This window comes from Prevotella sp. tc2-28 (assembly GCF_900107705.1).
In the GTDB taxonomy this organism is placed as follows: Bacteria; Bacteroidota; Bacteroidia; order Bacteroidales; family Bacteroidaceae; genus Prevotella.
Window position 1 is genome coordinate 13865 of record NZ_FNRE01000022.1, and the last position, 23535, is coordinate 37399.

At 43.7% G+C, this 23535-nt stretch carries 18 protein-coding genes and 2 pseudogenes; 18 read left to right on the plus strand and 2 right to left on the minus strand.

Going from position 1 to position 23535, the window contains the following annotated elements; translation table 11 throughout:
* The first annotated feature begins 13 nt into the window (after positions 1–13).
* The 9 genes from mltG to buk all read left to right on the plus strand — a co-directional run bounded on the left by mltG (position 14) and on the right by buk (position 10321).
* Positions 14–1039, plus strand: coding sequence for an endolytic transglycosylase MltG (gene mltG / locus BLU47_RS14005; protein WP_091964307.1), 1026 nt, complete (start codon positions 14–16; stop codon positions 1037–1039).
* 275 nt (positions 1040–1314) lie between these two features.
* Positions 1315–3030: a glutamine--tRNA ligase/YqeY domain fusion protein gene (locus BLU47_RS14010; RefSeq protein ID WP_091964258.1), complete on the plus strand. Its 1716-nt coding sequence runs from the start codon at positions 1315–1317 to the stop codon at positions 3028–3030.
* On the plus strand, positions 3031–4356 hold the full coding sequence (locus BLU47_RS14015) for a tetratricopeptide repeat protein (RefSeq protein WP_091964262.1): 1326 nt from the start codon (positions 3031–3033) through the stop codon (positions 4354–4356).
* Positions 4353–4979, plus strand: coding sequence for a DedA family protein (locus tag BLU47_RS14020; protein WP_091964265.1), 627 nt, complete (start codon positions 4353–4355; stop codon positions 4977–4979). The genes BLU47_RS14015 and BLU47_RS14020 overlap by 4 nt, the downstream gene beginning before the upstream one ends.
* Before the next feature lie 63 nt (positions 4980–5042).
* Complete coding sequence (locus BLU47_RS14025) at positions 5043–6113, plus strand: mannose-1-phosphate guanylyltransferase (protein ID WP_091964268.1); 1071 nt, start codon at positions 5043–5045, stop codon at positions 6111–6113.
* A 26-nt stretch (positions 6114–6139) separates the two neighbouring features.
* Positions 6140–7228, plus strand: a complete 1089-nt coding sequence (gene gmd / locus BLU47_RS14030; protein WP_091964309.1) for a GDP-mannose 4,6-dehydratase — start codon at positions 6140–6142, stop codon at positions 7226–7228.
* Positions 7228–8397, plus strand: a complete 1170-nt coding sequence (locus tag BLU47_RS14035) for a GDP-L-fucose synthase family protein (protein WP_091964270.1) — start codon at positions 7228–7230, stop codon at positions 8395–8397. The genes gmd and BLU47_RS14035 overlap by 1 nt, the downstream gene beginning before the upstream one ends.
* 23 nt (positions 8398–8420) lie before the next feature.
* The gene (locus tag BLU47_RS14040) at positions 8421–9257 is read left to right on the plus strand and encodes a phosphate acyltransferase (RefSeq protein WP_091964273.1); all 837 of its coding nucleotides are present in this window, start codon (positions 8421–8423) and stop codon (positions 9255–9257) included.
* Complete coding sequence (gene buk / locus BLU47_RS14045) at positions 9254–10321, plus strand: butyrate kinase (RefSeq protein ID WP_091964275.1); 1068 nt, start codon at positions 9254–9256, stop codon at positions 10319–10321. The genes BLU47_RS14040 and buk overlap by 4 nt, the downstream gene beginning before the upstream one ends.
* Before the next feature lie 49 nt (positions 10322–10370).
* Here the strand turns inward: buk and BLU47_RS14050 are convergent.
* Positions 10371–11861 (minus strand): annotated as a pseudogene (locus BLU47_RS14050) (xylulokinase).
* A 188-nt stretch (positions 11862–12049) separates the two neighbouring features.
* On the opposite strand from BLU47_RS14050, the gene BLU47_RS14055 reads away from it, so the two are divergent.
* From BLU47_RS14055 to BLU47_RS14095, 9 genes are all read left to right on the plus strand, one after another.
* Positions 12050–12418: a response regulator transcription factor gene (locus tag BLU47_RS14055; protein WP_091964278.1), complete on the plus strand. Its 369-nt coding sequence runs from the start codon at positions 12050–12052 to the stop codon at positions 12416–12418.
* 42 nt (positions 12419–12460) lie between these two features.
* On the plus strand, positions 12461–13666 hold the full coding sequence (locus tag BLU47_RS14060) for a sugar transferase (RefSeq protein WP_091964281.1): 1206 nt from the start codon (positions 12461–12463) through the stop codon (positions 13664–13666).
* A gap of 17 nt (positions 13667–13683) precedes the next feature.
* Positions 13684–14628, plus strand: coding sequence for a TolC family protein (locus BLU47_RS14065; protein WP_091964283.1), 945 nt, complete (start codon positions 13684–13686; stop codon positions 14626–14628).
* 87 nt (positions 14629–14715) lie between these two features.
* Positions 14716–16830, plus strand: a complete 2115-nt coding sequence (locus BLU47_RS14070) for a GumC family protein (RefSeq protein ID WP_255402227.1) — start codon at positions 14716–14718, stop codon at positions 16828–16830.
* On the plus strand, positions 16831–18384 hold the full coding sequence (locus BLU47_RS14075; RefSeq protein WP_091964289.1) for an O-antigen ligase family protein: 1554 nt from the start codon (positions 16831–16833) through the stop codon (positions 18382–18384). It abuts the gene before it with no gap.
* Positions 18354–19232, plus strand: coding sequence for a glycosyltransferase family 2 protein (locus BLU47_RS14080; RefSeq protein WP_091964292.1), 879 nt, complete (start codon positions 18354–18356; stop codon positions 19230–19232). Before BLU47_RS14075 ends, BLU47_RS14080 begins: the two co-directional genes overlap by 31 nt.
* 7 nt (positions 19233–19239) lie before the next feature.
* A complete protein-coding gene (locus BLU47_RS14085; RefSeq protein WP_091964294.1) occupies positions 19240–20406 on the plus strand; it encodes a glycosyltransferase family 2 protein in 1167 nt (388 codons plus the stop codon).
* A gap of 9 nt (positions 20407–20415) precedes the next feature.
* Positions 20416–21600: a glycosyltransferase family 2 protein gene (locus BLU47_RS14090; protein WP_091964297.1), complete on the plus strand. Its 1185-nt coding sequence runs from the start codon at positions 20416–20418 to the stop codon at positions 21598–21600.
* 6 nt (positions 21601–21606) lie between these two features.
* Positions 21607–23133 carry a lipopolysaccharide biosynthesis protein gene (locus tag BLU47_RS14095; protein WP_091964300.1) on the plus strand — a complete coding sequence of 509 codons (1527 nt, stop codon included), beginning with the start codon at positions 21607–21609 and terminating at the stop codon, positions 23131–23133.
* 132 nt (positions 23134–23265) lie between these two features.
* Here the strand turns inward: BLU47_RS14095 and BLU47_RS15220 are convergent.
* Positions 23266–23535 (minus strand): annotated as a pseudogene (locus tag BLU47_RS15220) (hypothetical protein); the annotation flags it as partial.

Below are 23535 nucleotides of genomic sequence, written 5' to 3' on the forward strand. Positions count from 1 at the left end.
AATGAATAGAATGATGAAAAAAATTGATTCTAGGAAAAATTTGTACGTTGCACTATGCGGATTGATGCTGATTTTCGGCATCTGCGGTTACTATCTCTTAGCCCCCGTATCGAAAGCGGACACCACGCAATACATCTATATTGATACGAACGACACGCCAGACTCGGTCATCGCCAAAATCCAACCATTCTCTAGTATGATTGGCAGGACGACGCTCAACATGATGATACGTCACAGTTCATACGATAAGGACGTGCGAACAGGCCGTTATGCTATTGAGCCGGGCGACGGTGCCATCAGCGTGTTCCGCAGACTGAAGAACGGCCACCAGACCAGCATGAACCTGGTTATTCCCGAGGTTCGTACAATGGACAGGCTGGCTTCCGTATTGTCTCACAAACTGATGCTCGACTCAGCCACCATCGCTGAGGCGTTGACTAGTGAGGAGACCTGTCGGAAGATGGGCTACGACACATGTACCATCGCCGCAATGTTTGTGCCAAACACCTACGACGTCTATTGGAATATGAGCATTGACGACTTGCTGGAACGCATGCAGAAAGAACACGACCGCTTCTGGCAGGGCGACCGCGAGGCGAAAGCTGCCCGAATACAGCTGACACCCAACGAGGTAGCCACGATAGCCAGCATCATTGACGAGGAAACCGCCAATAATGCAGAAAAGCCGATGATTGCGGGAATGTATCTGAACAGACTGAAGGCGGGAATGCCCCTGCAGGCCGACCCTACCATCAAGTTTGCGCTGAAGGATTTCGAACTGAAACGCATCTATCATAAACTGCTCGACATAGACAGTCCATACAACACCTATCGCTATGAAGGACTGCCCCCTGGTCCCATCAAGATTGCCAGCATCAAAGGCATTGACGCCGTACTGAACCACGTCGAACACGAATACCTGTACATGTGCGCCAAAGAAGACTTCTCGGGTAGTCACAACTTTGCCCAAAACTACCAGGAACACCTAAAAAATGCCGCCAAATACGCCAAAGCACTGAACGAAAGAGGCATCAAATAAAAAAATGCCTCCCACTTCACAGCGGAGGGCACCTCACCTTATTAGGTATTAGTCTTTTTTTAAGGTAAAAAGATTGTATTCAGGATAACGAGTGCAAAGGTAATTGATTTATGTCAACCGTGCAAATATTTTTGCATGTTTTTAAACATATTTTCCATATAAAGATGAAATAATTGTGAAATTAGAGCAGAATAATCGATTAAAAATCGCATAAAAAGCTAAGAATTATGAATTAATTTCGTACCTTTGCAAACAAATACACATTATAATATAATATGGAAACAAATAACATCACGGCAGGCGAGGAGAAAAAGAGCCTGAGTTTCGTAGAGCAATTCGTAAAAGAAGACCTGGAAGCAGGTAAGAACGGTGGACGCATTCAGACCCGTTTTCCACCTGAGCCAAACGGATATATCCACATCGGACATGCAAAAGCTATCTGTATGGACTTTGGTGTTGCTGAGAAATTCGGCGGTATCTGTAACCTCCGTTTCGACGACACCAACCCCACGAAGGAGAACACGGAATATGTGGAAAACATTATGAACGACATCAAATGGCTCGGATTCCACTGGGAGAACGTGTACTATGCCTCCGACTATTTCGAGAAGCTGTGGGACTTTGCCATCTGGCTCATCAACAAGGGAATGGCTTATGTTGACGAGCAGACATCCGAACAGATTGCCGAACAGAAAGGCACTCCCACTCAGCCAGGTAAGCCAAGTCCGTTCCGCGACCGCCCCATCGAGGAGAACCTGCGACTGTTCCAACACATGAACACTGCAGAAGCCGTAGAAGGATCAATGGTGCTGCGTGCCAAACTGGACATGGCCAATCCTAACATGCACTTCCGTGACCCCATCATCTATCGCATCATCCAAATACCACACCACCGCACAGGAACAAAGTGGCACTGCTACCCCATGTACGACTTCGCCCACGGGCAGAGCGACTTCTTCGAGGGCGTCACCCACTCTATCTGTACGTTGGAGTTTGTGCCTCACCGCCCACTCTACGACAAGTTTGTCGACTTCCTGTTGGAAAAGGAGGGAAAGCAGGACTATCGTCCACGCCAGATTGAATTCAACCGCTTGAACCTGACATACACCGTAATGTCAAAGCGTAAACTGAAGGCTTTGGTAGACGAGCAACTGGTCAACGGATGGGATGACCCTCGCATGCCGACCGTATGCGGCATGCGCCGTCGCGGTTATTCTGCACAGAGTATCCGTAACTTCATCGACTCTATCGGCTACACGAAGTTCGACGCCCTAAACGACTACGCACTTTTGGAAGCTAGCGTTCGTGACGACTTGAACAAAAAAGCATGCCGCGTGAGTGCAGTACTGGATCCCGTGAAGTTGGTCATCACCAATTATCCTGAGGGTAAGACGGAGGAGATGCAGGCCGTAAACAACCCTGAGAACGAGGCCGACGGCACACACACCATCACCTTCAGCCGCGAGTTATGGATTGAGCGCGACGACTTCATGGAGGTAGCTGAAAAGAAATTTATGAGACTGGCTCCTGGCAAGGAGGTTCGTCTGAAGAACGCCTACATCATCAAATGTGACGAGACGCACCCCTGCGACAAGGACGCAGCAGGCAATGTGACCACCATATATGCCACTTACGATCCAGAGACACGTAGTGGACAGCCTGGCGCCGACCGCAAGATCAAGGGGAAGACACTGCATTGGTTGAACTGCCAAGATGCCATTCCCGCCGAGGTACGACTCTACGACAGACTGTTTAAGGTGGAAAACCCTGGTGCTGACGAACGCGACTTCCGAGAACTGCTGAACCCGGAATCACTGACTGTGCTGAACAACTGCTATGTGGAGAAATACTTAAAGGAGAAAAAAGCCGGCGACTTCCTACAGTTCCAACGCATCGGATACTTTACACCCGATTTGGATTCCACACCAGAACATCTGGTGTTCAACAAGACCGTAGGACTGAAAGACAGCTGGGCAAAGACAAATAAATAAATGTCTGTAAACGACGATTATTTCAAAAGCAGAGAATTCAAAGAGCTGCTCGACAACTATGAGGCATCCATAAAGGCAGGAAACTCACCTTTTATGGATGCTGATGACCTTGTAGACATTGCCGACTATTACAACCAGAACAATAGGATGGACGAAGCAATAGAGGTGGTTGAGTATTCCTTGCAGCTTTATCCTCATGCCACATTGCCCAACGTGTTCATGGCCCGCCAGGCATTGATGCAATCGGACTTTATGACGGCCTGCGAATATGCTGATAATATTGAAAACAAAGACGACCCGGACTACCACTATCTGAGGGCAGAAATCATGTTAGCCGAAGGGGATGTAGACAAGGCAGACCGCTATCTGCGCGACTACGCCATGACGGTGGAGGCTGACGAATATTCTGACTTCGTGAAGGACTGCGCCAACCTATACGTCGACTACAACGTCTACGAGAAGGCCTACGAATGGATGATGCGCAACCCAAAAGACCACAGTACAGATGCCAAGGAACTGATGGCTTTCACACTGATGGGACTGGGAAAGAATACAGAAGCAACAAAACTGTTCAACGAACTGATTGACGCCAACCCCTACTCCGTAAAATACTGGAAAGCACTGGCAGGTATCCAAATAGCCCAACAGGACTACAGCAGTTCCATTACTAGTAGCGAGTATGCCATAGCCATTAACCCCCAAGACCCTGAGGCACTGCTCGCCAAGGCCAGCGCCCTCTTCCAACTGGAGAATTTCGAAGAGGCAGAGAAGTACTACGAACGGTTCATCAAAGTCAATGACTACATGCTAGTGGAGATGCACCTTGTCTACCAAGAGTTGGCTTTCTGTTATAGTGCACAGAAGAAACTGGAAAAAGCACTGAAGACCATCGAAAAGGCAGAGAAGCTGACCACAGACCATCCTAGCCTGTTGGTCATCAAGGGACACATCCTACTGGAGAATGACAGATTGGCAGAAGCCGAAAAAACGTGGAAACAAGCTATCAAAGAGGCCAACTTCTCGCCCTCCATCATGCTTCGCATCTTCATATCGCTTTACGACAACCACTATGTCAAATCGTGTTACCAACTGCTCAAAAGGTTCTGCAATGTCTATGCCAACGACAGGATTTACTCGACGGAGGGCTATTCCTATCTGGCTTTGTGTTGTCATGACTTGAAATTAAAAGACGAATTCATGAAAAATTTGGAGATTGCCGTCAAACGCAATCCACAGGAAGCAAAAAGTGTGCTGGCCCCACTTTTCCCACCAGGCACGCCCGTTGAAGACTATATTAACTTGATGACTATAAAATTAAGCAAATGAATTTTATCACTTCACTACTCAGCAACCTCAACTACGGAACGATACTCTTCCTGATGCTTCTGGAGAGTACCGTTGTACCTGTGCCGTCAGAGTTTGTTGTCACCCCTGCCGCTTACCATGCTGCCGGTGGCAATCTTGACGTGTTCCTAGTCGTACTGTTTGCAACTATTGGCGCTGACCTTGGAGCCAGCATCAACTATGTTGTAGCCTACTACGTCGGACGTCCCGTCATCTACCGCTTCGCCAACAGCAAATGGGGCAAGATGTGTCTGCTAAATCAGGAAAAAGTGGAAAAGAGTGAGAAATATTTTGACGACCACGGCATTGTGGCAACCCTGACAGGACGATTGATTCCTGGCATCCGCCATCTGATAAGCATCCCTGCTGGACTGGCCAAGATGAATTACTGGAAGTTTTTGCTCTATACCACCATTGGTGCTGGTGTATGGCATGCTATTCTTGCTGCCTTAGGATGGTATTTGCACGCTATCGTTCCCGAGGATCAACTGGACGACAAAATTACAGAATATGCCGAATACATTAAACTATTCATCATCGCAGCCGTACTCATTGGCTTAGCCTATTTTGCCATCAAGGCATATTTAAAGAAAAAAGAGGACTAATATTTTGTACATCTGCAGATAATTTGTATATTTGCAGAATAAATATCATATAACTAAGTTATTATGGCAAAAATCAACAATCATCTCGTTATCATGGCCGGTGGAGTTGGGAGCCGTTTCTGGCCTATGAGCACTGCGGAACAGCCCAAACAGTTCATCGACGTTTTGGGCATTGGCAAATCGCTGCTTCAGTTGACAGTTGAACGTTTCAAGACCATTGTAAGTGCAGAAAACATTTGGGTGGTTACCAACAAAACCTATGCCGACACCGTGGCAGAGCAACTGCCCGATATGCCACAAGACCATATCCTTTGTGAGCCTTGCAGAAGAAACACAGCACCTTGTATCGCCTACGTCTCATGGCGCATCAAGTCAAAAGACCCCAAAGCCAATATTGTCATCTCACCAAGTGATCACATCGTTTTAGACGTGGCTGAGTTTCGCCGCGTAGTCAGCGACTGTTTGAAATTCACTGCAGACAGCGATGCCATTGTCACTCTAGGTATGAAGCCGACTCGTCCAGAGACGGGCTACGGATACATCGAAGCCAATCTCTCTGCCAACTCGTTGCGCAACAAGGGCATTTTCCGTGTTGACTCCTTCCGTGAGAAACCTGATTTGGAAACCGCCAAGCAATATATTTCCAAGAACAACTATTTCTGGAATTCAGGCATCTTTATCTGGAACGTGTCAACCATCGTCAATGCATTCCGTATGTACCAGCCTGGTATTTCGAAAATCTTCGAAGGTTTGTTACCTGTTTACGGCACGGAGAAAGAGCAAGAAGAAATAGACCGACTGTTCCCGGAATGTGAAAACATATCTGTCGACTATGCCATTATGGAGAAAGCCGACGAGATATTTGTCTGTCCGGCTGACTTCGGATGGAGCGATCTTGGCACATGGGGTTCCTTGCAACAGCAGACGAAGAAGGATTTATACGGTAATGCCTGCATCGGAGAGGATATTAACCTTTTCGAGACTCATAACTGCATGATTCACACCACTCAGGAGAAGAAAGTTGTTATCCAGGGACTCGACGGATATATCGTAGCAGAGAATAACAACACACTACTCATTTGCAAACTTTCTGAAGAACAGCGAATTAAACAGTTTGCTGGAGACGATAAATGAAAAACAAAAATTACTCAAATATTTTTATGGAACAAAAAAAAGTTGCTCTAATTTCAGGTATTACAGGTCAGGACGGTTCATATCTGGCCGAATTCCTTATTGACAAAGGTTACGAGGTGCACGGACTATTGCGCCGCTCTTCATCGTTTAACACTGGACGCATCGAACACCTCTATCTTGACGAGTGGGTACGCGATATGAAGAAAACCCGTCTGGTCAATCTGCATTGGGCGGATATGACAGACTCATCATCACTAATTCGTATCATCGGCGAGACAAAACCGACAGAAATCTATAATTTGGCTGCCCAAAGCCACGTAAAGGTATCATTTGACGTACCGGAATACACAGCCGACGTTGATGCCACGGGTGTACTCCGCCTGTTGGAAGCCGTACGCATCTGCGGACTTGAGAAGACCTGCCGTATATACCAGGCATCTACTTCTGAGCTTTATGGAAAGGTTCAGGAAGTGCCACAGTCGGAGACGACTCCCTTCTACCCTCGCTCTCCCTATTCAGTAGCCAAACTCTATGGTTTCTGGATTATGAAGAACTATCGTGAGTCATACAACATGTTCTGCTGCAACGGCATCTTATTCAACCATGAGAGTGAGCGTCGAGGAGAAAACTTTGTTACTCGAAAGATCACACTGGCTGCCGCACGTATCGCCCAAGGCTACCAAGACAAACTCTATCTGGGTAACCTCAACTCACTGCGCGACTGGGGATATGCAAAGGACTACATTGAGTGCATGTGGCTTATCCTGCAACAACCCGAACCCGATGATTTCGTCATTGCCACCGGAGAATACCACACTGTACGTGAATTTGCCACGCTGGCTTTCAAAGAAGCCGGAATCGAACTGGAATGGCGTGGTGATGGTATTGACGAGAAGGGATATGACAAGAAGACAGGCAAGGCGCTCGTAGAAGTTGATCCCAAATACTTCCGTCCTGCAGAGGTAGATCAATTATTAGGTAACCCAGCAAAAGCTAAGGCGAAACTAGGATGGAATCCTCAGAAGACCTCCTTCCCTGAATTAGTCAAGATTATGGTTCAGCACGACATGAAGTTCGTGAAGAAACTGTTTTTGAAAGCTCAAATGGCAGAATAATGTTGGACAAGAACTGTAAGATATATGTAGCGGGCCACCACGGACTGGTAGGCTCCGCTATTTGGAACAATCTAAAGCAGCGTGGATATACGAACCTTGTCGGCAGAAGCCATAAAGAACTGGACCTGACCGACCAGGTAGCTGTAAAAAACTTCTTCGACGAAGAACGACCTGATGCTGTTGTATTGGCTGCAGCCTTCGTGGGTGGCATCATGGCCAATAGCCTATACCGTGCAGACTTTATCATGATGAACATGAAGATTCAGTGCAATGTCATCAGTGAAGCTTATGCCCATAATGTTAAGAAGTTGCTATTCCTCGGCTCTACATGCATCTATCCCAAGAACGCACCTCAGCCGATGAAAGAAGACGCCTTGTTGACCTCACCATTAGAATATACCAACGAGGAGTATGCTATTGCGAAGATTGCAGGTTTGAAGATGTGTGAGAGCTACAACCTTCAGTATGGAACAAACTATATTGCAGTCATGCCAACCAACCTCTATGGTCCTAATGATAATTTTCACCTGGAAAACTCACACGTCATGCCAGCAATGATGCGAAAGGTCTATCTAGCTAAGCTCATTCACGATGGAGAGTGGGACAAGATAGCCATTGACCTGAATAAACGCCCTGTGGAAGGCGTCAACGGCGAAGCCTCTCATGAAGCAATTATTGAGGTATTAGGCAAATATGGAATTTACGACAACAAGGTAGTATTATGGGGAACTGGCAAACCTCTTCGCGAGTTTCTATGGAGTGAAGATATGGCAGATGCCTCTGTTCACGTGCTGCTGAATGTTGACTTCAAAGACGTTATCGGTATCGAGAAGTACTCTTCTGTACACTACGGGGCCAGCACGGATGGTGCTGTAGACCGAAACCATAGCACAGGACGCGGCGGAGCCATCCCCAGTCTGGGCGAGATTCGCAACTGCCACATCAATGTGGGAACGGGCAAGGAACTAACTATTCGCGAACTGTCTGAATTGGTTGTAAAAGCTGTTGGTTTCAAGGGAGTGGTTGAATTCGATGCTTCCAAACCAGATGGCACCATGCGCAAACTGATTGATGTCTCCAAACTTCACTCTTTGGGATGGACTCATAGCGTAGAGATTGACGAGGGCGTCAGGAAGTTGTTTGAATGGTACAAACAGAGTCTGGAATAGTCACTTTATACAAAATATAGCCTATGCAATCCATTAGAACCTTAAACGACATGATAGTCTTCTTGCAAGAGCGAGGAGACAAAAAGCGTGTTGCTGTCGTTTGCGCCAGTGATGCAAGTACCCGTTACGCCGTAGAGAAAGGCAAGGAGATGGGCTTTATTGACCCTATCTATGTGGACGGAGAAGACAAAGAGGAGTGCTGTAGACGAGCCGTAGCACTATGCAAGAGCGGTGAAGCCAACATTCTGATGAAAGGACTTGTCAACACTGACGTGCTGCTTCGCGCTATCTTGGACAAGGAACTCGGCATCATCCGTGCTGGTCATGTTCTGACTCATGTGGCAATGGCAGAGATTCCCAAGTATGAGAAACTACTTTTTTTCACAGATGCGGCCGTCATTCCCGTCCCCACTCCCACTCAGCGTCGACAACAGATTCATTATATGAACTATGTTTGTCACGCATTAGGAATTGATGAGCCACGCATCTCCCTCATTCATTGTGCCGAGAAAGTCAGCGCGAAGGCTTTCCCTTACACTACAGACTATCTGGACATCATTGCCGAGGCACAAACTGGGAAATTCGGACGTTGTATTATTGATGGACCTCTCGACCTAAAGACTTCACTTGACGCAGTAAGTTTGCACGAGAAGGGAATCAAGAGTGTCATTGACGGACGGGCCGATGCACTGATTTTCCCTGATATAGTTGCCGGTAATGTGTTTTATAAGACGCTGACTCTCTTTGCCTACGCCAAGACGGCTGGCGTCCTACAAGGGACTCAATGCCCCTGTGTCGTATCATCCAGAGCAGACAGCCCCGAATCCAAATATTACTCGCTTGCTTTAGCTGCCATATGAAAATATTAGTCATTAACCCAGGTTCCACCTCTACCAAGATGGCAGTCTATGAAGATGAAAAGCCCGTCTTACTGCACAACATTCCCCATTCTGCTGAGGAACTGGCTCATTTCGATGCCATTACGGAGCAACAAGGATTTCGCCGTCAACTGGTTCTTGACGAATTACTACGGTCGGGCATTCCGCTAGAGTTCGACGCCATCATCGGACGCGGTGGACTGGTAAAGCCCATTGCCGGTGGAGTATATGAGATCAACGAGAAGATGGTGGAAGACACACTGCACGGGAGCGTGATGCACAATCACGCCTGTAACCTAGGATGCCTTATTGCTTATGAAATTGCTTCGAAGATTCCTGATTGCCGTGCTTTCATTGCGGACCCAGGAGTTGTAGACGAACTGTCTCCACTAGCCCGCATCAGCGGTAGTCCCTTGATGCCTCGCATTTGTATTTGGCACGCATTAAACCAACGAGCCATTGCCAGACGATATGCTCGTGGCATAGGCAGAGAGTATGAAGACCTTAATCTGATTATCTGTCATCTCGGTGGAGGTATTTCTGTTGCCGCCCATGAACATGGAAGGGCTATAGATGCGAATAATGCACTAGACGGAGAAGGTCCTTTTTCGCCCGAACGAGCAGGCAGTCTGCCAGCAGCCGACTTGATACGTCTATGCTTCAGCGGGAAGTATACAGAGAAGCAATTGCTGAAGAGCATCGCAGGGAAAGCGGGGTTGACAGCGCATCTTGGCACCAACAACATGCGCGAGATTCTAGAGCGCATCAAACAGGGCGACGAACGAGCTCAACTATTGGTGGATGCAATGCTCTATCATACCGCCAAACAAATAGCAGCTGAAGCGGCTGTTCTTTGTGGCAATATCGATGCCATCTTACTGACAGGAGGAATGGCTCATAGCGATTACATTGTCAGCGAACTGAGACGCAGGATTGCCTTTTTGGCACCTGTCTATTGCTTTCCTGGCGAGGATGAGATGGAGGCTCTAGCTCTGAACGCGTTGGCTGTATTACAGGGAAAACGATTAAGCAAAACCTATACATAAAATCCCCTCCTTCAGACCGAAGGAAGGGATTTCATGTGTTTAAGAACGATTATTGATTCTTTCTAAGCGTAGCTTTCCAAGCCGCATATGCAGCCTGATACTCCTCACGGTGAGCAGCATCAGGCTCAATAACCTGCAACTTATCCAACGATGCGAAAGCTTCGTTGCTATCCTTATAAATACCAGCTCCAATGCCAGCGCCCTTTGCGGCGCCCACAGAGCCGTCGGTATCATAAAGTTCAATCGTTGCCCCACTGACGCCTGCCAATGTATTACGGAACAGAGGCGAAAGGAACATATTTGCTTTACCAGCATGAATTTTTTTGATATCCATACCCATTTGTTGCATAATCTCCATTCCATAACAGAACGAAAAGACAATGCCTTCCTGAGCAGCTCGAACCAGATGTGCTTTGTTATGCTTATTAAAGTTCAAACCATTCACAGAGCATCCAATCTCCTTGTTTTCCAAGACGCGCTCTGCACCATTACCAAACGGCACTATAGTAACGCCCTCACTGCCAATGGGAACACTGGCAGCCAAATCATTCATATCAGCATAGCTGACATCTGGTGTGATGTTACGATGAACCCATGCATTCAAGATACCTGTTCCATTAATGCAAAGCAACACACCTAAGCGAGTTTGGTCAACGCGATGGTTCACATGAGCAAAGGTATTGACACGCGACTTCTTATCGTAGTTAACATCACCCAAGACACCATATACAACACCAGAAGTGCCGGCTGTTGCTGCTATCTCACCAGGATTCAAGACATTCAGCGAAAGTGCATTATTTGGCTGGTCTCCCCCCCTGTATGTAATTGGAGTTCCGGCCTTTAAACCAAGTTCTGCGGCGGCCTCTGCACTCACTTCACTTTGAACACTAAAGGTCGGCACGATATCACTGATAATGGAAGAAGAGAATCCATAATAATCCATCAAGAAATCAGCAACCTTATTGTTCTTAAAGTCCCAGAACATACCTTCACTAAGACCGCTGACCGTTGTATTAACGGTTCCAGACAAACGCATGGCAATATAGTCACCAGGCAACATTATCTTATAAATCTTTTTATAAATCTCAGGTTCATTATCCTTTACCCATGCCAACTTCGCTGCGGTAAAGTTACCGGGTGAGTTCAACAAGTGGCTTAGACATTGATCAGCGCCCAAGTCATTGAAAGCTTTTTCACCATAAGGTACAGCACGTGAGTCACACTAGATAATTGATGGACGAAGAGCCTTCAGATCATTATCAACACATACCAGTCCATGCATCTGATAGGATATTCCTATAGCCTTGATTTCATCGGCTTTTGCACCTGCATCCGACATAATTTTCTTAAGGCTCAATTTTGCATTGTCCCACCACATCTGCGGATCCTGTTCTGCCCAACCAGCTTTTACAGCCATAATAGGAGCCTCTTTCTCTGGATAAAAAGCTGTTGCAACACATTTACCTGTGTCAGCATTAACTAACGATGCCTTGACCGAAGAACTGCCAACGTCAAAGCCCAATAGATATCTGTTTGTCATAATTAATTATATTTATACAACTTTATTATTATACGTTTTCACCGTCAAATTTCCCTAAATTATTTTTAAAAACCAATTTTTTCCCCATTTTTTCTCATTTTTTTATCATTATTTGACTACAATTAAAAATAATTGTTTAACTTTGCACCTTGGAATGATTAATCAAAGACAAAAGGTACCTTTTATATATGAAAAAGAAAATTCTTATATTGGATGATAAAGAGACCATTGCAAAGGTTCTCTCTATTTACCTAATGAGTGATTACGACGTACAATGGTTGCCCGACGGTCTACAAGGAGTCAAATGGCTTCAGGCCGGAAATACGCCGGACTTGATTATCTCAGATATTCGTATGCCAGGCATGCGTGGCGATGATTTCTTGGAATGGATTAAGCAGAATGAGCTTTTCCGTCACATCCCTGTTATCATGCTGTCAAGTGAGGATTCAACCAGCGAGCGCATCCGTCTATTAGAGATTGGAGCTATTGACTATATTGTCAAGCCATTTAACCCGATGGAATTAAAGATTAGAGTCAAGAAGATTCTTCCCAACTAAGGATTTTATTATTCCTATTTATATTTATATATAATGTAAAGCATGTTAGGTGTAGTATATTTAGGTAGTAATGCAAGAACACAAGAGCGCTTAAAATATATTCCAGGGCAGTTGGTACGTATGACCAATGCCTATAAAGAAGCTGCTCAGATTTGTACGCCGCACGTTGCCAATGAACATTTCTTGGTGTTCTTTGAACGTAACGTGCGAAGCGAGGATATTACTGCCATCACCTATCTTCGCAAGAAATGCCGCAATGTTTACATTATCCTCATGACGGACACAATGAATCAGGAAGATCGCGATGTTTACATGAAATGCGGCATCAACGACACCATCCATCAGGAAGCATCCGTTACCGAACTTAACAAGAAAATACAGTTTATTTCCGAACGTGAGAATATCCTGTTCGACGACGAAGCCCCCAAATATGGTATTTTGAAATTCAAAATACCCATTTGGAAACGTATCTTTGACATTATCTTCTCAAGCATTGCGATAATTATACTTTCTCCCGTATTTATCTTGACTGCGATTGCAATTAAATTGGAAAGTAAAGGTCCCATTCTATTTAAGTCCAAACGCGTAGGGACCAACTACACCATATTTGATTTCTTAAAATTCCGCAGCATGTATACAGATGCGGAGCAACGTCTCAGTGAACTAAGCAAGGACCGCAACCAATATGCTGAGGCCAACGACAAAGAAGAGCCTAAAGCAACCATCACAGCACCATTAGGCGATCAGGCAGAAATGAGTATGATGGATATGGGACTGGAATCCGGAATGATGATTGGTGATGAGGAAATCATGCTCGTTGGCGACGATTTTGTTGTAGCAGAAAGTGACTTCGCCAAGAAGAAAGAGGATGAAATCAACAATGCCTTTGTAAAAATTGAGAACGACCCACGAGTCACAAAAGTAGGTCGATTCATTCGTAAATATAGTATTGACGAACTCCCACAGTTGTTCAACATTCTTAAGGGAGACATGTCTATCGTCGGGAATCGCCCTCTCCCACTCTATGAAGCAGAAAAACTAACTGCAGACTCCAGCATCGACCGTTTCATGGCACCTGCAGGTCTTACAGGTCTTTGGCAAGTGGAAGAACGAGGAAAAGGCGGCAACATGTCTGCAGAAGAACGGAAGCAACTGGATATCACCTATGGACAAACTTATAGTTTTATCCTTGACATGAAAATTATTTTCAGAACTTTAACAGCCTTTGTACAAAAAGAAAATGTATAAAACTAAATATCATTATAATGAGAAAAGCTAGAATCATATTCCTTACATTAGCTCTGGTTGGAACGGCATCGTTAAGTCATGCCCAATACAACAACAGTGGTATCAGCGCAGGTTTCTTTGACTCCAGCGAAAATGCCACCATTAATTTTTCATCGTTCCACCTGCCACCATTATCGGTATTGTTTGAGAATGCCAAGCAGAATCCACAAATTTTAACCTTGGCAAAAGCTCAAGAAATTGCTCAGGCAGAAGTAGCCAAACAGAAACGGCACATTTTCTCTTATGTGCATGGCCATGCCAGTTATAGTTATGGCAAGACAGACATGTGGGGCCAAGGATCTACTTCTTACAACTTGGTTCTACAGCAATTTCAAGGAAGTGAGCAGAGTTACTGGAATGTCGGTGTCAATCTTAATGTCCCATTGGAAGACATTCTTGATCTTGGCGCAGCTGTCAAACGTAAAAAATTGGCTGTCGACCAAGCTCGCATCCAGAAAGACTTGGCATTTGACAGACTGAAACAAGAGATTACCACGTTGTATATCAAGATTACGAACAATTTAGTAGCACTTAAGACCTCTAGTGAAGCTGCTGCTATCTACCAAGGTGCTGGTGCTCTGAACCAAGAGGATTTCCACCAAGGCAATATGAGTATTGAAGCCTTCGCCCAAACTAAGATGCGCGAGATTGGTGTTGTTCAAGGCTATCAAAGTCTGCAAACAGAGATTACGACAGACATCATTACCTTGGAGATTCTGACTCATACGCCTATTCTGACCAATACCACAACAGATATTAACCTAGAAGAAGAACAACTCTCTGAAAAAGAAATCAAGAAACAGAATCGTGCGGTAGAAAAGAAGATTAAGAAAGCTGCTGCTGCTGAAGAAAAGCGTTATCGCCAAATGGAAGAAGCAGAAAAGAAAGCAGAGAAGAAAGCAGCTAAAGCACAAAAAAAATAATAACCTCAACAATTAGCAACTATGGATTTATTTAGATATTTCGTTCGTTTTTTATACAAGATTCGTTGGTATCTAGCTATTTTACCAATGATAGCATTGATTGTCGCATGGTTCCTTACTCGTAATATGGAGCGTATTTATGACACCAACACAACCATCTATACAGGTATGATTACTGGTTATAATTTGGAGGGCAGCGGCTCTGTAGGTGGCAATTCGCAAGCTAATATCACAAATTTAATGTTGATTATCACAACAGACAACACCATTCATGAAGTTGCCTTGCGTCTATTTGGTCGCTGTATGATGTACGGTAATCCCAATAAAGATAACAACTACATCTCTGCAGAACATTTCCGTCAGTTAAATGCAATGGTTCCTGCAGAAGTCAAAGCATTGATTAATCACAACAACGAGCAGCAGACGTATGCAAATTTAAAGGCATACGAGAAGCCCTCTCAAGCCAATTTCCTCTTTGGTATTCTGAACTACCATCCCTATTTTGGTATCAACAATATCACTGCCAACTTGAAAGTCCTTCAGCTTAATAACAGTGATATTATTGACATCGGCTACTCTGCTAACGATGCAGGTATTGCCTATAACACATTGGATATCCTCAATGAAGTATTTGCTCGCCAATACCAACAAATCCGTTTCGGCGAGACCAACAATGTCATTCGTTTCTTCGAGAAGGAAGTTGCCCGTCTTTATAAGATTCTGACCAATGCTGAGGACGATTTGATTCGTTATAACATATCAAAGCGTATCATTAACTACGGCGAACAAACAAAAGCATTGACAGGTCTAGAAGCTCAGCAACAGAACTTCCGTAACGACCAATTGATGAACTACACCACTTCTAAGGCTTTGTTGGATTATTTGGAGCGTCAGTTAGGTAACCGCGCACAGGTCATCCGTTCCAATCAGGAGTTTACGAATCAGGTTCGTGACATCTCACGTATCCAGTCTCGTATCTCCAACCTCCGACTGATGAGCAGCGAGAACGGTGCACAAAACAACGAATCTCAGGAAGAGTTGGCCAAAGCACAACGTGATTTGCAACGAGCAACAGGTCGAGTTAGCCAACTTACAAAAGACATTGAGGCCTCAACATTTAGCACCGAGACTGGTGTGAGAGCCAACGATATGCTAAGCAGATGGTTGGAACAGCTTCTCTTGTTGGAGAAAACTAAGGCTGAAATGACTGCCACAGATATCATGAAGAACAATCTGGACAGACAGTATCTGTTCTATGCACCCATTGGAGCCACTTTGGATCGCAAAGACCGTCATATTGGCTTTATCGAAGGGAACTACATGGAGATGCTGAAAGCATTGAATGCCGCCCGTTTGCGTCAGCAGAACCTACGCATGTCCACAGCTTCATTACGCGTCTTGAATCCACCTATGTTCCCATTAAACGCACAGCCGACCAATCGTCTGATGATTCTTTTAGGAGCCTTCTTGCTGACATTTATGCTCACCACATTATGGTTCCTCATCATCGAGATGCTTGACCGCACGCTCCGTGACCGCATGCGTTCTGAGCGCATCACGAAGGTTCCTGTAATGGGATGCTTCCCGAAAGAGAGCAATTTGCGCTATCGTCGCTTCAACAAGACCATTGCCGACATGGCCATGAAACAGTTAAGCAAGGCTCTGCTCCCCCATTTCAAGGAAGGACAGCAGAACGTACTCAACCTGATTTCTACAGACTCAGGCAATGGTAAGAGCTACCTGGCACAAGAGCTAGAGAACTACTGGATTTCCATCGGTTTACAAGTTCGTCGTCTGACTTATGATGAAGATTTCTTGTCAGAAGACAGTAAGTTCATCATGGCTAAGGACATCAAGGACCTTTGTCCTGATATTCTCCCCGATGAGATAGCAATCATCGAATATCCTAATCTGGACGACCACTCAATTGCTCCTGCCCTGTTAAATATGGGTACTATTAACTTGATGGTTACACGTGCAAACCGTACTTGGAAGGACGTCGACCAGAAAGCATTGAATGAGGTTCAGGCCATGTTAGATGAGGAACATAAGGATAGCCTTTACATGTATCTGACAGAAGCCAGTCGTTATGCGGTAGAAGAATTTGTCGGCCAACTCCCTCCATATACCAAGTTCAACAACTTTGTATATCGCATGTCACAGTTAGGTCTGACTGCTATTGAAAACGAACACGCTAAATAAATGGCTAATACAGCATTTAGAACTTATGCGCAAGAGCATGGAGGAAGAGTTTTTATACTCTTTCTCCTGTTTTTGCTGGCTATTTACCAGTTCGCCAGTGCAGGATTTAGCGCTTTTGCAATCATCTGCATCCTGCCTTTATTTATCATTGCAATTCTTGCAGCATTCCGATATCGAATGTTCATTTTCTGGACATTATGTATTGTAAACTTCTTTATTCAATTCAAGAACATGCCTGAATTACCTATACCGGTATCTCTTCCTAATGAGTTATTAGAGATATCCCTTTTGGTATTGGCAATTATTGACCTAGGGTCTCATCAATTCGAACGCACAGCAAATACCATGCTATTTGCATTGCTTATATGGTGCGGTTTTTGTACCTTAGAAGTCTTTAACGACACCTGTGATCTGGGAATTAATATTGGAGCATGGTACACCGGAGCACGTTTGCTGGCATTTCAACTCTTGTATGCGTTTCTAGTTTATATCCTATATATCAATAGTCCCAAATTACTCATCCAATATTTCTTTGTTTGGGGCCTATTATCCCTATTTGCTGTCTTTTGGGTTTGGAAACAGCAGAATTTTGGATTTACTGCTACAGAGAACGCGTGGATACAAACACGTGGTAGAAGCACGCATATCTTACAAGCAGGAACCCTTATCCGATATTTCTCTACTTTTAGTGATGCAGCCAACTTCGGTGTCATGATGGCCTCTACGGCAGTGGCATTTATTATTTTCGCTATTACAACAAAGATTAGGAAACATCGTTATTTTTTCCTTCTTGTTGGTATTGGATGTGCTTGGGCGATGTTCCCCTCTGGTACACGAACGGCAATCGCCTGTTTAATGGCTGGTTTTATAGCATACATCTTCTTGTCAAAGTCATTTAAAATAGCCATTCCATTTACAATTGTATTTGTCCTATTTGTATTTATGCTTGTTTTTACGAACATTGGCAACGGAAATGGACAGATTCGACGAATGAGAAGTGCATTTAATAGGAACGACGCATCAGCTGGTGCCCGTGCAGCGAATCAGGATGTCATGAAGAAGTATCTCCAAGATGCCCCATGGGGTATTGGTATCGGAATAGGATACGAAAATGTGCCCGCTAACAACAAATATAGAAAATTATCTACTATCCCACCAGACTCTGAATATGTCTTTATTTGGCAGCATACAGGAATTATTGGTATTACTATCTTTATCATTTCAATGCTTATCATGCTAGGCTGTGCATGTTGGATAGTATTATTTAAAATAAAGAGTCCTTCTTTACGAGGCATTGGTGCAGGGCTATGTTGTGCCTTTGTTTCCCAACAATTAGGAGGTTATGGCAATCAGGTATTGATGCAGTTTCCTAACTGTCTCATTATATATGGAGGACTCAGCCTCGTATACGCTTTACCATATATGGAAAAGGAATGGATTGAATATGAATCGAATATTTTAGCAAAACAAGAGGAGAAAAAGCGAATTCGTCTAGAAAAGATAGAAAAAATGCGCGTTAAGCCATGGTACAGTCGGATATACAAATATCTATAATTACCATCAATTACAATGGACTCGCAGATACTTGTGCATTAATTGAGACAATCCCTTTCAATGACTATCCATTGGAAGTGATTGTCGTTGATAATGCATCCTCAGAAGACGAAGCGACACATATTGAACAACGATATCCAAAAATTAAGGTTATTCGTAGTAAAAAAAATCTTGGATTTGCAGGAGGCAACAATCTTGGTATCCAAGCCGCACTAGGCAAGTACCTATTCTTTGTAAATAACGATACTATTTTCAAGGAATTCAATATCCAGTCGCTCGTAGAACGACTGGAATCAAATTCAAGAATAGGCATGGTGTGCCCCAAAATACGATTTGCATGGGGTTCATGCCCTATTCAGTTTGCTGGTTACACTCCACTATCCCGTATTACACTGCGCAACAAAGCTATCGGCTATGGCGAAGAGGATTTAGGACAATACGACAATGCCCATTCTACGCCTTATGCTCATGGAGCAGCAATGATGGTTAAGCGCGAAGCTATTGAGCGAGCAGGCCTGATGCCCGAGTGTTATTTCCTCTATTACGAGGAGCTGGACTGGTCTATGATGATACGACGCGCCGGCTACGAAATATGGTATGAACCGACATGTACCATCTATCACAAGGAAAGCCAAGCCACCGGACAGGAAAGTTCACTCCGAACCTATTACATCACTCGCAACCGATTGCTGTTCGCTAAGCGCAACCAACAAGGTGCCACTAAGTATCTAACATATTTATACCTGATAGCACTCGTTGCCTCTAAAGACGTTTTGAAACAGACTTTCCGAGGCCGTCTTGATTTAGTTCAAGCCACTTTCCACGGAATTAGAACCTTTATAAAATAAATGGCTTATGACATTTTGGGAGATTCTTTCATACACAGACTTGCTACTATTCATCATTGTTGCAGCTACCGTACTCTATTTAGCAGTTTTTGCCGTTGCATCTTTATTCTATCACCATAGTGAGACACCCAAGGCAAGAAATATGAATCGTTTCATCATTTTGATACCGGCATATAAGAATGGAAGTGGCGCAGAGAAAACCGTTATGTCAGCTTTAGGGCAGACTTACCCACAACGTTTGTTTGATATAACTGTTATATCAGACCATTTAGATGAAGTAAACAATTTTCGTTTGGCGCAACAACCTGTCACCTTGCTTACGCCTAACTTCGAGAAGAGTTCAAGAGCCAAATCACTTCAATTGGCAATCAACAACCTCCCTCAATTTAAAATCTACGACGTAGCCATTATTTTAAATGCGGGCAACATAGTAGAACCTGATTTCTTAGAGCGAATGAATGATGCCTATGAATCAGCAGGAACCAAAGTAATTCAGGCTCATCGTCTCTCGCAAAACCGGGACACTGCCCCTGCCAGGCTAAGTGCCACTTTCGAAGAAATCAACAACTCCATTTTCCGACGCGGACACATTGCCCTTGGTTTGTCAGCCGCATCAGCAGGATCTGCGATGGCATTTGATTTCAACTGGTTTAAGAAAAACATCATGACAGTTGATACGATGTATGACGACAAGGATTTGGAGATTCGCCTTCTCCGTCAACATATCTACATCGATTATTTTGAAGATATTTTGGTCTTTGAAGAAAAGAAGCGAAGCGCAGAAGACTTTAATCGCCAACGTAAGTTATGGATGATTTCTCAATTCACGAACCTGCTGAGAAACATTATTTACCTTCCAGGAGCCATATTTGCTAAGAACTACAATTTAGCTGACAAGATTCTTCAATGGCTGCTCATTCCTCGTTTGCTACTCATGGGAATTATAATCCTTATGAGCCTCATTATGCCTTTTATCTATTTCACCTTAGCCCTGAAATGGTGGGCACTATTTGCTATCGTATTGCTTATCTTTGCCTTAGCAACGCCGAACTATCTTGTAGATGAGAAATGGGACAAGACCTTCTATATGATACCCATCATTTTCCTTTGCTCTCTCTTTTCAAAGACGATGATTGGCAAACGTCTCAAACCATATGCTAATCAGAAACTGTAGCTCTTTCCTATGCTCTGGCAGATCATCCATATCATAGAAGTTCTCTTTTGGCTGTTATTGTCAGCCTCAGGAGCATATATTCTATTTTATACAATAGTATCTTTAATATGGAGAAAGCCTGTATCTAAACTATCTTCCAAAGTCAAGTCTTTACATGCTGATCATTACTATTCTTTCTTAGTATTATTCCCGGCATACAACGAAGATCGTGTCATCGTATCGTCTATACAACAATTCATTAGTCAATACTATCCAAACGACCGTTTCCATGCAGTCGTCGTCTCCGACCACATGAAGCCAGAGACTAACGACAAACTTCGGGAGTTGCCCATTACCCTTCTCACACCAACATTTGAAAAGAGCAGCAAAGCCAAGGCCATGCAATATGCCATGGGGCAGATTAAGGAAACATACGATTATGTGGTGATTCTTGATGCAGACAATGTCGTTAATTCCGATTTTTTGGAAAAACTCAATGAAGTATGTGCTATGGGACATCAAGCTATTCAATGTCACCGTTGTGCCAAGAATAGTAACAACAACATTGCGGTACTCGATGGTATCAGCGAAGAAATCAATAATACTATTTTCCGTAAGGCCCACAATCGCATTGGACTCTCTTCTGCCTTGATTGGATCTGGCATGTGTTTTGATTACAAATGGTTTAAGGAAAATGTCTATAAACTCAGTACTGCCGGTGAAGACCGTGAGTTAGAAGCCCTTCTATTGAAGCAAGGCGTCTATATCCACTATGAGGAAAGCATTCCCGTCTTTGATGAGAAAGTCAGCAACAAGGACAATTTCCAGAATCAGCGTCAACGGTGGATGACAGCTCAGATCCAAAGTCTTCTCAACATGCTTCCCTGCATTCCCCAGGCCATCAAGTCAAGAAACATAAATTTTATCGACAAGACCATCCAACAAGCATTGATTCCCCGTTCCATGCTGATTGTCTTTACATTTACGATGGCCACGCTGATGACTTTTATATCTCAAGTATGGTGTATGAAATGGTGGTTACTTTTCCTTTTCATCTGCCTTTCATTGTATTATGCAATCCCTAAGGAGTTACGCAACTATTCTATTCTAAGCAACATTCTTTCCGTCCCTATGCTCGTTTGGAAGATGATTCTCAATATCCTCAAGATAGACCGGAAGAACACAGATTTCATTCACACTACTCACGATAAATAACAAGAGATGGGAGAGCGTGTGCATAGAAGTGTCATGAATATCAAGGTGGGCATATTTTTTTATGTCATATCCTTATTTCTTGCGTTCTTTTCTCGTAAGATTTTCCTTGATTGCTTAGGTGCTGAGTTTATTGGTCTTACAGGTATGCTCATGAATATCATGAGTTTTTTGAGCGTAGCAGAATTAGGTATTGGAACTAGCATTGTCTATTTCCTATACAAGCCACTGCAAGAAGACGACCACGAGAAGATTAACGAGATTATGTCCATGCTAGCCTATCTATATCGCTGTATAGGTCTCATCATCGGACTTGGAGGACTCATTGTCAGTGTTTTCTTTCCATGGTGGTTCAATAATCTTACCACAGGACTTCCACTTGTATATTTCGCTTTTTATTCATTCTTAGCCACTGCTATTGCAGGCTATATTTTCAACTATAAGCAGCTTTTAGTTGGAGCAAATCAAAAACAATATTTAGTTAATGCCTATTTCCAAACAATAGGTATTGTACAAAGCATAACCCAAATTATTCTTGCATACTCTTACCGCAATTTATATTTGTGGGTAGCAGTTGGCATAGTTTTTACAATCATCGGAATTATCGTATTCAACATCCGCATCCGACAATTATATCCGTGGCTTCATATAGATTTGCGACAAGGTCGTAAGAATCTACATAATTATCCAGAGATTCTAAAGAAAACCCGCCAGATTTTCGTACAGAAAATCAAAGATTTTATTCTCTATCGCAGTGATGAAATTCTTGTTGGAGCATTCGTCTCTGTTGTTCAAGTGGCTTTTTATGGCAACTACACCATCATTACCAGCAAACTCAATTTCCTAGTCAACATTTTAAGCGATGGAATGGCAGCAGGGGTAGGTAACCTTATCGCAGAGGGGAATCAGCAGAATACCATGAAAGTATTTTGGGAACTCACTGCCATCCGTTTTTTCATTGCAGGCTTCGTTGTTTTTGGTCTTTTATTGTTTACCCAACCATTTATATCTTTTTGGTTTGGCGAAAGCTATTTACTAAGCGATGTCATCGTCTACCTCATTGTTTTCAATATTTTTGTATATCTTTCCCGTGGCGTCGTTGAAATGTATATTGGAGCTTGTGGCTTATTTTCTGACGTATGGGCAGCATGGACTGAATTATTCCTTAATATCACCATCACATTATGTCTTGCCCCATCATACGGCATCATTGGTATCTTATTAGGCAAGATCATCAGCGTATTTTTCATTGCTGTATTTTGGAAGCCCTATTTCTTGTTCTCTCAGGGATTTAGATTATCCGTGTCTATTTATTGGAAAGGGATGGTGCCTTACTACACTATTATAGGAGCCTTTGTCACTTTACTCATATTCGTCAGACATTACATTCCCTACTTCACCAACCCCTCTGCTTTTTATCAATTCCTAACAGCAGCAATATTCTTTGTTATTCTAATTGTTGGCTATTTTTTTGCCATGCTCTTCACAACCAAGGGAACCAAATACTTTCTTGCACGTTTCCACAAAAATCAGTAATATATTCTCTCCGAACAAAATAGCCAACGAGTCAAACGCAATCGGTCAGACAAATAAGAACTGTACTACCCTAGAAAAAGTTGAATGGTTTTTACCTTAACCCTGCCATAGGTTGAATGCCTGTTGGGTACCTTAATTCTTATCCCTGGCAAAAGTTGAATCATTCTCTCTTAACCCTTGTTTCTGTTGAATAGGCTCCGCGGAAAGCCGTTCAATCATATTCAGGGTTTGCGGTGCAAAGGTACATGCTCCTTCTTGAATTTCCAAATTATCGAGGTACTTTTCTCTGTAGCTGATCCATTTTTTCTGTATTTTACCCGTACATGATGCTGCCTGACGAGGTGTCATGTTGTTCAGCGACATGTGCGGACGTTCGTTGTTATAGAAGGCCACGGCCTTTTC